At 43.3% G+C, this 12,679-nt stretch carries 13 protein-coding genes; 6 read left to right on the forward strand and 7 right to left on the reverse strand.

Going from position 1 to position 12,679, the window contains the following annotated elements; genetic code table 11:
* Positions 1–59 precede the first annotated feature (59 nt).
* From ACVBDU_RS09595 to trhO, 3 genes are all read right to left on the reverse strand, one after another.
* Positions 60–551, reverse strand: a complete 492-nt coding sequence (locus ACVBDU_RS09595; protein ID WP_447179529.1) for a gliding motility lipoprotein GldH — start codon at positions 549–551, stop codon at positions 60–62.
* A gap of 97 nt (positions 552–648) precedes the next feature.
* A complete protein-coding gene (locus ACVBDU_RS09600) occupies positions 649–1,812 on the reverse strand; it encodes a PSP1 domain-containing protein (protein WP_447179530.1) in 1,164 nt (387 codons plus the stop codon).
* 204 nt (positions 1,813–2,016) lie between these two features.
* Positions 2,017–3,048 (reverse strand): oxygen-dependent tRNA uridine(34) hydroxylase TrhO, encoded by a 1,032-nt coding sequence (trhO, locus tag ACVBDU_RS09605; protein WP_447179531.1) that lies wholly within the window; start codon positions 3,046–3,048, stop codon positions 2,017–2,019.
* A gap of 216 nt (positions 3,049–3,264) precedes the next feature.
* Here trhO and recA point away from each other — a divergent pair, with 216 nt between their 5' ends.
* The 5 genes from recA (at position 3,265) to ACVBDU_RS09630 (ending at position 8,309) form a co-directional block, all read left to right on the forward strand.
* Entirely contained in the window at positions 3,265–4,272 is a 1,008-nt protein-coding gene (gene recA, locus ACVBDU_RS09610; protein ID WP_447179532.1) for a recombinase RecA, read from the forward strand.
* A gap of 194 nt (positions 4,273–4,466) precedes the next feature.
* The gene (locus ACVBDU_RS09615) at positions 4,467–5,387 is read left to right on the forward strand and encodes a M57 family metalloprotease (protein WP_447179533.1); all 921 of its coding nucleotides are present in this window, start codon (positions 4,467–4,469) and stop codon (positions 5,385–5,387) included.
* Between the two features lie 131 nt (positions 5,388–5,518).
* Positions 5,519–5,983: a hypothetical protein gene (locus ACVBDU_RS09620; protein WP_447179534.1), complete on the forward strand. Its 465-nt coding sequence runs from the start codon at positions 5,519–5,521 to the stop codon at positions 5,981–5,983.
* 198 nt (positions 5,984–6,181) lie between these two features.
* Positions 6,182–6,724, forward strand: coding sequence for an RNA polymerase sigma factor (locus ACVBDU_RS09625; protein WP_447179535.1), 543 nt, complete (start codon positions 6,182–6,184; stop codon positions 6,722–6,724).
* 4 nt (positions 6,725–6,728) lie between these two features.
* The gene (locus ACVBDU_RS09630; RefSeq protein ID WP_447179536.1) at positions 6,729–8,309 is read left to right on the forward strand and encodes a hypothetical protein; all 1,581 of its coding nucleotides are present in this window, start codon (positions 6,729–6,731) and stop codon (positions 8,307–8,309) included.
* Positions 8,310–8,505: 196 nt separating this feature from the next.
* Here ACVBDU_RS09630 and ACVBDU_RS09635 read toward each other — a convergent pair whose 3' ends face one another.
* Positions 8,506–9,273, reverse strand: coding sequence for an enoyl-CoA hydratase/isomerase family protein (locus tag ACVBDU_RS09635; protein WP_447179537.1), 768 nt, complete (start codon positions 9,271–9,273; stop codon positions 8,506–8,508).
* A 48-nt stretch (positions 9,274–9,321) separates the two neighbouring features.
* Entirely contained in the window at positions 9,322–10,650 is a 1,329-nt protein-coding gene (locus tag ACVBDU_RS09640) for an MATE family efflux transporter (protein WP_447179784.1), read from the reverse strand.
* A 176-nt stretch (positions 10,651–10,826) separates the two neighbouring features.
* On the opposite strand from ACVBDU_RS09640, the gene ACVBDU_RS09645 reads away from it, so the two are divergent.
* Complete coding sequence (locus ACVBDU_RS09645; RefSeq protein ID WP_447179538.1) at positions 10,827–11,054, forward strand: VOC family protein; 228 nt, start codon at positions 10,827–10,829, stop codon at positions 11,052–11,054.
* Between the two features lie 144 nt (positions 11,055–11,198).
* Here the strand turns inward: ACVBDU_RS09645 and rsmI are convergent, their stop codons facing one another.
* Positions 11,199–11,879 carry a 16S rRNA (cytidine(1402)-2'-O)-methyltransferase gene (gene rsmI, locus ACVBDU_RS09650; protein WP_447179539.1) on the reverse strand — a complete coding sequence of 227 codons (681 nt, stop codon included), beginning with the start codon at positions 11,877–11,879 and terminating at the stop codon, positions 11,199–11,201.
* A 51-nt stretch (positions 11,880–11,930) separates the two neighbouring features.
* Entirely contained in the window at positions 11,931–12,614 is a 684-nt protein-coding gene (locus tag ACVBDU_RS09655; protein ID WP_447179540.1) for a DUF8457 domain-containing protein, read from the reverse strand.
* Positions 12,615–12,679: the final 65 nt, after the last annotated feature.

Genomic DNA, 12,679 nt, shown 5'->3' on the forward strand with positions numbered 1-12,679 from the left:
GTTGATTTTATTGAGTGTACGGAGACAAAAACACAGGTCCCCGGCAAGCTCATTAACTATTACTCTATATTTGTTTTTTTGATCTGCAAACCAATATCGGTGATCCCTTCCAGTTCTCCAATTCCTTCCTCTTCACCTATTTTTCGCATGGCATGCTCTATGGCAACGGTATATTCTCCGGAATCCGGAAAAACAACATTCTCCTTATACCAGAGCTTACTTTCCTTCAGATCCGTAAACCCCTCTCCGAGCCATTTCCCATCCGGCTCTGCCATCTCGTATTCCAGCGTATCCGCAATTACTTTGCCATCCGGAAAATTAAGCTTCACTATAAGAAAAAGGTTACTGAACGGATAATTATCATCGTTCCGCAGGTTAATAAACATGTTGTAGGTTTGTACGGTATCCGGGGGTTGAAAGGTAAAACCCACACTCTCCTCTTTACTCCAGGGGTGGTTCAACGCCTGGTAATCGGAATACACGCTTTCGGAATCACAGGACAGCAATAGTGTACTTCCCATCCAAAAAAACAATCTGAAGATCTTACCCATCTTATAATTAACGGTTTTCTGTTGCGATAGCATCCCGACCTTTCAAGGGCTCCGATGCATCCGGTAAAAGATAAAAACCGCAGTCATTTATTTCTTGTTATTCTTTTTTTCTGGCGGTCTTTTTATTGCTCCTCTTTTTCCGGTTCTTGCTCTTGCGTTTCTTTTTAGGTTGATCGAACCTCGTAAGGCTGTCTTGTCCTACAACGTTTTCAAACTCCCGTTTAGTATTTTCTTCGGCAATTTCCGAAGCATAGTCTTCCAGACTTTCTATCTTAACATCGTTCCGGTTCTTATCGATAATCTCCTGTACCTGATCCAGCATAAGTTTATGCCAGTTGGCACTGTTTTCTTCATAGGCATACCAGAGAAAACCTTTGAAGATATCGATTTTCTGGCATACCGCCCTTCCTTTCTGGGTATTCAGTTTTATATCTGCTTTGGGAAATTCCTGTAACGCATCCAGGTAGGCATCCAGTTCGTAATTGAGACAGCACTTCAGCTTTCCGCATTGCCCGGCAAGTTTTTGAGGGTTAAGGGATAGCTGCTGGTATCTGGCGGAAGAAGTATTAACCGAACGAAAGTCTGTCAGCCAGGTAGAGCAACACAGTTCCCTTCCGCAAGACCCGATGCCTCCAAGACGGGACGCTTCCTGACGAAAGCCAATCTGCCGCATCTCAATACGCACGTTAAACGCCCTGGCCATGTCTTTGATAAGCTGCCTGAAGTCCACGCGCTCTTCTGCCGTGTAGTAAAAAGTAGCTTTGGAACCGTCACCCTGGTATTCGATATCGGAAATTTTCATCTGCAGGCCCAAAGCTATGGCAAGCTCCCTGGATCTTTTCTTTACCTCTTCTTCCTTATTCCGTACACCGGTCCAGATGTCAATATCCCGTTGCGAAGCTTTCCGGTATATTTTCGGGAGTGCAGGGTCTTCCCAGTCTGCTTTTTTCTTTTTCATCTGCACCCTTACCAGCTCCCCGATAAGAGTTACAATCCCCACATCATGCCCCGAAGTTGCTTCGGTAGCCACCACATCGCCAATGGACAGCGAAAGGTTTTCGTTGTTCCGGAAAAACTCTTTTCTGCTATTTTTAAAACGGACTTCCACACAGTCAAAAGGTTGCTGACCTGAGGGAAGTGACATATTGGAAAGCCAATCAAAAACAGTAAGCTTATTACAACCATCGGTCCCGCATGTACCATTGTTCTTACATCCCCGTGGCTGTCCATCCTTATCGGTTGAACAACTGCTACATCCCATATTCCTATATATTGTAACTGCTCCTCCTTTATAGCCAAGACCATAAAAGGAAGCAGAAAAAGGTTCATAAATAATTCTCGTACGGTAAAGCGCACCTGCACCTTACAAAATGTAAAGATACAGTTTTTTAGTTTACCGGGTTTGCGAACATTGCGGATTTACCTATCCCCGAAAACCGGTATTTTCATACATAAGGAGCCCTTATCACCCCTTGAATCTGAGTACTCCCGACCGGCCTTTTTTAAAGATATTATTGCTTTTGTACTTCCCTTTGCGCAGCGCTTTCTGCTCTTCGTAAGGCAGAGCAACAATTTCCACACAGGCATCCGAACAGCATCCGTTCATTTTCTCAGCACATTCCTCGCATTGTATAAAAAGCAGATGACACGCTTCATTGGCACAATTCACGTGGGTATCACATGGTTTGCCACACTGGTGGCAGTGCGCAATAACATCCTCAGATATACGTTCGGCACGACGTTCGTCAAACACAAAGTTCTTTCCTATAAATTTATTCTCCAGTCCTTTTTCCTTAACCTGCCGGGTATATTCTATAATACCTCCTTCCAGCTGGTACACATCTTTGAAGCCTTTGTGCCGGAAATACGCACTTGCTTTTTCGCAACGGATCCCCCCGGTACAATACATGACAAGCTTCTTGTCTTGTTTATGTTCTTTAAGATCGTCTTCTATAATAGGCAGAGAGTCGCGAAAGGTATCCACATCGGGCGTAACGGCATTTTTAAAATGTCCTATTTCACTCTCATAGTGGTTGCGCATATCTACCAGGATAGTTTCCGGGTCTTCGATAAGCTCGTTAAACTTAACGGCGTCCACATGCACTCCTTTGTCGGTAACATCAAATGTGTCGTCGTTCAGGCCGTCCGCAACAATTTTGTTCCTGATCTTCACTTTCAGTTTCAGGAACGATTTGTTGTCCTGCTCAATAGCAATATTGAGCCTTACGTTTTCCAGGAAAGTAATACTGTCCAGGTGTTTCTTAAAAACGTTAAAGTGATCTGCCGGAACAGAAAGTTGTGCATTTATACCTTCTTTGGCAATATAAATCCGGCCCAGCACATCCATTTCATTCCAGGTTACAAACAGGTGATTCCGGAATATCTGCGGATTTTTAATGTGATGGTACTTGTAGAAAGAGAGAGTAAGACGCTCTTTACCGGCCTTTTCGATAAGCTCCTCCCTTTCCTTAGCGCTTAAAGTATTGTACAGTTGCATGCTATACTAATTATTAAGGGTTAAAGAATCAGATAAAAATTTTTGCAAAAGTAATATTTTTTAACGGACAAGGCAAAGTCCGCCAAACCCGCATAACAACAACTCTTTTTCCGTTCCGCAGGCCATCCTCGCTAAAAACAACTCCTGTACACCCGTTGCCACTCTGAAAAAGAAATGGTATTTTAGCACGGATTATTTTTTAGAAAAAACACAGCGATGAGTTCAGATAAAGACGCAAAATTAAAAGCCCTCAAGCTTACCCTGGATAAGCTGGACAAGACCTACGGGAAAGGGGCAGTAATGAAAATGGGAGATAGTGTTGTGGAAGATGTAGAAGTCATTCCCACGGGCTCCATAGGCCTGGATATCGCTCTCGGGGTAGGTGGCTATCCCAGGGGAAGGGTCATAGAAATATACGGACCGGAATCTTCAGGTAAGACCACCCTTACCCTGCATGCCATGGCCGAAGCCCAGAAAGCAGGTGGTATCGCGGCTTTTATCGATGCGGAACACGCCTTCGACCGGTTTTATGCCAAAAAACTGGGAGTGGATGTAGACAATCTTATCATTTCCCAACCGGATCACGGGGAACAGGCTCTGGAAATAGCCGACAACCTGATCCGTTCGGGAGCTATTGACATTGTTATTGTCGATTCTGTTGCCGCACTGACCCCTAAAAGTGAGATAGAAGGAGAAATGGGAGATTCCAAAATGGGACTTCATGCCCGTCTCATGTCACAGGCGCTCCGAAAGCTTACGGCAAGTATAAGCAAAACCAAATCTACGGTAATCTTTATCAACCAGCTCCGGGAAAAGATCGGGGTTATGTTCGGCAACCCGGAAACCACTACGGGAGGTAATGCTCTTAAATTCTACGCTTCCGTACGGCTGGACATCCGCAGGTCTACCCAGATCAAAGACGGTAACGGTGATGTGGCAGGAAACAAGACCAAAGTAAAAGTGGTAAAAAACAAAGTGGCCCCGCCATTTAAGGCAGCCGAATTCGACATCATGTACGGGGAAGGTATTTCCCGTGTAGGTGAAATACTCGATCTCGGTGTAGAATACGAGATCATTAAGAAAAGTGGCTCCTGGTTCAGCTATGGCGATACCAAACTGGGACAGGGAAGGGATGCCGTTAAACTGCTCCTGGAAGACAACCCGGAACTTCTGGAAGAACTGGAAAACAAGATCAAAGAAGCCCTTAAGGCAATCAAAGTGTAACGATAAGACACATAAAATTCCGAATAAAATCCTGCCTCTGTAAAAGAAGGCAGGATTTTTTTTGCATACTTCACATAATATCTTCAATTAAAATTAACACAAAAAATCTTATAGATAAAATATTTATTTATCTTTATTGTAAGATTCGCCCTGAATCTTAAGTAAATAAATACTAACATTTAATCTATTTAGTTATGAGAAGACTTTTAAATTTAGCTTTATGTATCACAATTTTATTCCTATCGTCCTGTAGTAAAGACGGAATAGATGAGCAAATCGAAAACCAAAGCGAGCAAACTGAAGGTCAACGTGATTATCAAATTAGCTCCGAAGTAATTGAAAAACTTAAATCATTAGAACTTAACCCAGAAGGCGTTTATAAAAAAGATTTTACATTGCCTGACGGAAGCGTTGAAACTAATTATGTTATTGAAGGGGATATAACTATAACCCATGATAAGTTGTTTTCTTTAAATACACCTCAGCCTCATGAGAAAAAAGGAATGATACAAAACAGGTATAGAACTAATAATCTAGTAAATTACAACACTCCCCTTAACACTCGTGCGATACGTGTCAAGGGAATCACAACTGGCTCAGGAGCCTTAACTCCAAAAATGAGAACTGCTCTAGAGGAAGCAATCAACAGATATGAAACAAAAATTTCCACTGGTCTTTTCTTTAGTTTGAACTTTGGATCAAGCTCCTCTAGTGATGATATCATTGTACAAGTAGTTTCAAATAATGCCATAGGAGGAAGTGCTGGATTTCCTTCAGGTGGTAATCCATACCGACATGTAAGAATAAACTCTGGAAGTTCTGATCTATCTGTAACTTTATTACGTCATATTATAATGCACGAAATAGGACACTGTATTGGTTTACGCCATACAGATTGGGAAACCAGGCAAAGTTGTGGATCAGGATCAGACGGAGAAACTGCATCTCCTGAGGGCGCCATTCATATTCCTGGAACCCCTAAATACCCTACAGGACCTGGCGCAAAATCTTTGATGCTTGCTTGCCTTAATAGTGGTTCCATAGGTGAATTTGAAAATTATGATAAAATAGCCTTGGAATATATATATCCTAGTCAAATAATAGGTAGAAATTAATTTCTCATCTAACTTCACTAAAAATTTCTCCAAAATCCCGATCTGATCGGGATTTTTTCATTTTACACGCAACCATATGGTCTTATGAGCATCTTTATGACAAAACCTCCTAAAAATTAAAAAGAAGCAACATGAAAAAAGTAAGTATTGCAGCCGTGTTTTTAACCTTAGCTCTATCTTTATCCGGGTGTTTGAACGATGACGGTGCTAATTTTTACGATGAAGCAATTCCTATTGTTGAAGTAAGTAGTTTACCTGACACCCTGGAACCAGGTGAAACATATGGGATAGATTTTTCATATCTCATTCCTTCAGAATGCCATACATATATTGGTTATCAGGGATGGGTAGACAATGAAGAATCGAATGATTCTGTCAGAGTTGTAAAATTTGCGGCATTTGCAAGAGTCCAAGCAACTAATGACTCATGCGGAACTTTAAACTTAGTAAAAAACGATTCTATTGATGATTTTACAACATCAACTACCCAGCCCATACCTATGTCCTATTCGATCCGATTTTGGAATGGGAAAGACAGCGGAGGAGATGATAAATTTTTGATCCACAATATTCCTGTTAAGGAAGAAGAGGAATAACCAAACAGTTAAATTAACCTGTAACCCTGTAAGAGCAGGAAATCCGGAAAAGAGATAAAAAACTGTTATCCGGGTGAATTCGGGAACAACCTGACCAAGAAAACAATTTCATCCCGACTTTGCCTGAAAAACAGAAAATGAGAACCTTTTATCTATTCCGGTTCCGGCAGGGAAGCCAAAACTAACGCAGACTATTACGTGAGTTTAGAAGAACTCATAAACCGGTGCAAGGACCGGGACCGAAAGGCACAAGAGCAGTTGTACCGTTTGTTTAACGGTAAGTTATACAGCGTTTGCCTTAAGTACTCCCGGAACCAGACAGAGGCGGAAGATAATCTGCAGGATAGTTTCATGGCCATATTTAACAAGATAGACCAGTACCGTTTCAAAGGTTCTTTTGAAGGATGGATACGCAGGGTAGCGGTGAATACCGTACTCCAGAAGTATCGCAAAGAAAAGGTTTTTAATATCGTTTCGGAAGAAATAGAAGACGAGGTAGAAGTAGAGGTAGAAGATGACGATATCAGCCTCGACTATCTCCTCGGCATTATACAACGGCTTCCGGACAAGTACAGGTTAACATTTAACCTATATGTGCTGGATGGATACTCTCACAAAGAAATTTCCGAGATGCTCGGAGTTTCCGAAGGGACCTCCAAATCTAACCTGTCCAGAGCGAGAACGATCCTCAAAGCGCATATCGAAGAGGATCTTAATAAAAAAAAAGTGAAGTCACTATAATCTGATGGGCGACAAAAAGAACATAGACAGGCTTTTTCAGGAAAAATTCAAAGATTTTGAAGCTTTTCCGGAGAGGGATTTATGGTCCGGACTTGAAGCCAAACTCGATGTTGCTTCGGCCCCGGCCGGAATTCTGGAAAAGCGTAAAAAAGCCATACCTCCGCTATGGTGGCGCCTCGGCGGTATTGCCGCTGCCCTCGCCTTATTGCTCTCCGTAGGCCTAAGCTTAGTGCTTACCGACCCGGAATCTCCTGTAATAGATCCTGTAGAAAAGGTTGTTAAAGAGAATACCACGGCAAAAGATACCGAAGCGGATGAAGAAACCACACGATCTATGGATAATAATAAGTCCTACGGCCGTGGGACGCAACAGGACAGTAATACAATAACAGATAATAACCAAGTCGCTCAACAGGACAATAAAGATAATACCACAAACGTAAAGTCCCACGGCCGTGAGACGCAACAGGACGATAATACAATAACAGATAATAACCAAATCGCTCAACAGGACAATAAAGATAATATCATAAACGTAAAGTCCCACGGCCGTGGGACGCAACAGGACGGTAATACAATAACAGATAATAACCAAATCGCTCAACGGGACAATAAAGACAATACCACAAACGTAAAGTCCCACGGCCGTGGGGCTCAACAGGACAATAAAGACAATACCATAAACGTAAAGCCACACGGCCGTGTGGCTCAACAGGACGGTAAGACGATTACGGATAATAACCAGGTCGCTCAACAGGACAACGGCGAAGAAGAAAACAAAAAATCCCTACTGGAGGCCATTGCGGAAATGGAAAATGATACAGAGAATGAAAAACAAATGGCTCTGAAAGAAAAAGAGAATAAAAAATGGAGTATAAACCCCAATGTTGCCCCTGTTTATTACAATTCGCTCAGTAGCGGGTCACCCATTGACCCTGAGTTCAAAGACAATTCCAAATCTGGAAAAGTCAACCTCAGCTATGGTGTCAACGTAGCGTACCAGGTAAACGACAGGCTAAGCCTGCGTTCCGGTATAAACAAAGTAAACTACGGTTACAATACAAACGACATCTCTTTTGCCCCCGATTTTGAGGCCCGCTCACTGAGCAATATAAATTACACCCGTCAATCCGAAAAGGCTTCCGGGCTCTATGTAGCAAATAGTCCTGTAGAAGGTCCGCCATTAGCTGCAAGAGATGAGGTGACTGCCAGCTTCACTCCACAGCCAGGATTAATGCAACAGGAGTTCGGCTACATAGAAGTGCCGATGGAATTGAAGTACCGGGTATTGAATGAAAGATTTGGTCTAAACCTTATAGGAGGGGTCAGCTCTCTGTTTCTCACGGACAATTCCGTATTGCTGAAATCGGATGCGCTGGCGACGGAATTAGGAGAGGCGAATAATATAAACAATATGAATTTCAGCACCAATGTGGGGCTGGGCGTTGATTACCTGTTATCGGACAAACTTCAATTACAGGTAGAGCCCATGTTCAAGTATCAATGGAATACATTCTCCAATGACAACGGCGGTTTCCGACCGTATTCATTCGGCGTATATACAGGCTTTAGTTTTAGGTTTTAGTTAGTTAGGTTAGTTTTAATTACTCAAAAAGCGCTTAATGCTGTAAAAAGGTTGTCCTGTTGTGTGACAACCTTTTTTCATTTCAGGACACTTCACTGCAATAGCAGGAAAAAAATCAATTATTTTTTTTAGTACATGACAAAAATTAATTTCGTCATACGATGTTAATTGAAATAAAAAAATGTCATGTACTGACTTATTTTTTAAACTTTTCCAGCGCTTTCCGGGTAAATTCCGAAAGGACCAGGTTTCCGGAGATTTCTGCCCTGGAACTCAGTAATTCATCCCAATGCTCCGTTCCCTCCCAGAGTATTCTTTTCATTTCCGAAAGGGCTTCGGGATTATACGAGGCCAGTTTTTCGGTAAAAACGATTATTTCCTTATCCAGTTCGCCAATACGGTCAAAAACCCTCGCATACAAACCTTTTTCCTTCGCCCAGTAGGCATTTTTCCATTGATCCGCTGCCAGGGTGAGTTCTGCCAGTGCGGCATTGCCCATTTTTCGTTCTACTGCAGGAGCTATGACAAAAGGGCCTATCCCTACGGTAAATTCGGATAATTTAATAGCTGCCGCTTCGGTGGCCAGAACATAATCGCAAGCTGCTGCCAGACCTACACCGCCGCCTACTGCTTTTCCCTGCACCCTGCCTATGATTAACTTACGGCACTTACGCATGGCATTGAGCACCCCGGCAAAACCACTGAAAAACTTTTTTCCTTGTTCTGCATCAGTTACCTCTACAAGTTCGTCAAAAGACGCACCTGCACAGAATGCCTTTTCTCCCTCACTCTTCAGTACTATCACCCGGACATCTTTTCTTTCCGAAAGGGTGTAAAACTCTTTTTCCAGGCGTTGCAGCAATTCCAGAGGGAAGGAATTACCGGCAGGATGGCCGAATTCCACAATGGCAATGCTGCCTTCGGTTTTGGTGTACAAACTTCCGTTGGGACGTGTCGTAGACATAATACAAGATTTTTATAAAATGAAGCTGTTGTTACGAAATTACGAATATTAATCCACTGCATTCAGGTATTTTCTCCTGAATTTAAAAACCAGTGCACCTGCACGTACGAGCATCCATACCATAAAAGCCATCCAGATGCCGTACAGTTTAAAGTCAAAATGATCTGCAATGAAAAGTGTTGGGGCAAAGCCGAGAAAAGTAGCTGCGAGCAATACGTTCCTGAGATATGCCGCTTCGCCCAACCCCTTAAATATACCGTCGAACATAAAGGCAACCGCATTTACGGGCTGCATGAGCAGTACAACCCAGAAAACAGATGCAAAGGAAGCCAGCACCAGGGGATCCTTATTAAATATAAGCCCTATAGAATCGTAAAATATACCGCAAACCACCATGAGTATTACGGCTATGCCGATGGCATATTTACAAATATCCACACTCAGATACCACAATTTCCTGTAATCTCCTGCACCCAGCAACCTTCCGGAAATAGCGTTGCCGGCATTGGCATACCCATCGATAAAAAAGGAAAAAAAGAGCCATATATTCATAAGCATACTCTGGGCGGCAATATAGGTATTCCCATAGTCCGTAGCATAAGCATTGGCCAGGTATATGGCAAAATTAAGGGCTGCCGTCCGGATAAAAAGATTAAAACTCATACCCAACAGATCTTTTATCCTCGGATTGATCTTCCGGCGTAATTTCAAAGAAAAGGGGGTCCTGGTAAAATAAAAATACAAAGCGATACATAACATGGCCAACTGGGCCACCAGGCTGGCATAAGCCGCCCCTTTGAGGTGTAACGGAGGTACCACCCCTTCTATTCCATACACCAGCACATAATCCAGTACGACATTGATAACAGCCCCCGTAATACTGGCTTTCATGGCCCACAACGTATTCTGCAATCCCCGGAATACCCCAAACAAGGCAAAAGTAACCAGGGTGAGCGGATACCCCACAGCCCTTATCCGGTAATAATCCACACTGTACTGCAGGATGCGTCCCTCAGCATTATACGCCCCGAAAATAAACCCTGCAAACAGGGAAGTAGAAATATAAATTACCAGGCTTAACAGCAGGTTAAAAGCGATTGCCTGGGGTACAAGGGTGCGCACCGCATGAAGCCTGTTGGCTCCCAAATGTTGTGAGACAATAGCCGAGATAGCTGTTTTGGTCTGAGCCACTATCCAGATTATCGCGGAGAGGAAAGAGCCGACAATCCCTGCCGCGGCAAGGGCTTCTACCGGATATTCATCCACATTCCCGATAACCGCAATGTCCGTCAGGGATATCAGCGGTTCTGCTATACCTGCAATAATAGCGGGAATAGCCAGCTTGTTTATCGCCCCGAAGGATACTTTTCCTCTTATGTCTTTTGCTTTGGATGCTGACAAAATTTTCCTTTTGGGTCACAAAAATAATGCGAATATAACTTCCCGGAGCAACAAAACCTCCCGTAATCCGAAGCAAATAATTTTTTCGCCGAAAAATATTACCCCGGCATTGGCGTTGATAGTTTTATTAAACAGGATGCAAAATGAGACGAATGAAACTAATAGCAGGGCATCAGCAGGTTATGCCATACCTGCTTACCGAAAATGCAGATATTCTTGTAGATTTTATCAAAAGGATATTCGGGGGACAGGAAATGACACGGGTTCTGAACACCGATAAAAAAATACAACATTCGGAAGTAAAGATCGGGGACTGTACCATTGTTCTGGCGGAAGCTCCGGCCAAAGGGCAGCCTATCCCGGGCTGTATGTATGTATAGACAAAACTTATTACGAGGCCCTGGACGCGGGGGCGCAATCGCTTATGACACCTCTTGACGAAGATGACAATACCAGAAGCGCGGGTTTCCGTGATCCTTTCGGAAATACCTGGTGGATTACAACACTCGGTTGAGCAAACCCGGTTAAAGTTTATCCTTTGCCCCTCCAACGACAATCACAATTTCTCCTTTAGGCGGTTTCTCATTAAAATGACGAAGGACTTCCTCTGCGGTTCCCCGGATCGTTTCCTCGTACAGTTTGGTAAGTTCCCGGGACACGGACAGCGGACGGTCCGCACCGAAAACATCCACAAAATCACCAAGGGTTTTTACTAATTTATACGGAGATTCGTAGAAAATTATGGTTCGGGGTTCTTCGGCCAGGGCCTTCAGGCGGGTTTGCCTTCCTTTTTTAACGGGAAGAAAGCCTTCGAATACAAATTTATCGTTAGGCAGGCCACTGTTTACAAGAGCCGGGACAAAAGCTGTTGCCCCCGGTAAACATTCTACTTCCAGTCCGTTTTCTACACAGGCCCTGGTGAGCAGAAAGCCCGGATCGGATATAGCGGGTGTCCCCGCATCGGAAATAAGGGCTATGGTTTCTCCTCCGGCAATCCGTTGTACTATACTATTCACCGTCTTATGCTCATTGTGCATATGGTGACTTTGCAAGGGTGTGGTAATCCCGAAATGTTTTAACAGCTTCCCGCTGGTCCGTGTATCTTCGGCCAGTACGGTATCTGCTTCCTTCAGGACCGTAACTGCCCTGAAAGTCATATCTTCCAGGTTACCAATGGGAGTAGGTACGATGTAGAGTTTTGACATGCTTGTTTTGCTTACCGGTATTTAAAAGCAGTTTAGTCTATCCGGAAAATACTATCCGAATTTCTGCTCCAGGATATACATGAAACGCTCCTCGTACTTTTCTTTTCCTTCCCAGTTGTTATAATCCGGTTTTATCATATGACGGATAAAGCTTTTGACTTCTTCTTCGCTGTCTATGGTATTTATCTGTGAGATCACCCGGTTATAATCTTCCGTACTGTCGTTAAAAAGGTGTTTTATAAAAGCGAGCTTATCATTCAATCCTATGCTGATACCTTCTTTAAACCTGTCGTTCAGCGAGGATATTTTCTGCTGCACACCGGTCTTTTCCATTACAGGAATCCCATCGTCCGTCTCACGTTTTTCAAATATGGGATCGGGCATAATATCGGCGAGGATATCTTCCAGTGTTTCCTCTTCCGGCATTTCGGCTACCATATCCTTAATCGTATCTATACCCGGTATGATAATGTCTTCACTATGCGGATTACTTTCCGGTACTCCGGTATTTTCTTCTATTACCGCTCCGGCGAGTTGTTCGAATTTCTGCAGGGCCACGCTCTTGCCCGCTGTGGGTTGCATTTCCCCGAAATGTTCTTCTACAAACTTCAGCAAGGTAAGTTTCTCATAGACTTTCTGTGCCTGCACCTGCAACCCGGCCACATCTTCTTTTCCTTTAAGCTTGAGGATGTCGTGGGCTATACTGACCAGTTCAGATTCCAGTTTCTTTTTCATTGCTTTATTTTTAATGTTTATCCATAGATGTCTTTCCGGGAGGATGACGTCAAAATATAACTTTT

It is taken from the genome of Sinomicrobium endophyticum (assembly GCF_052983315.1).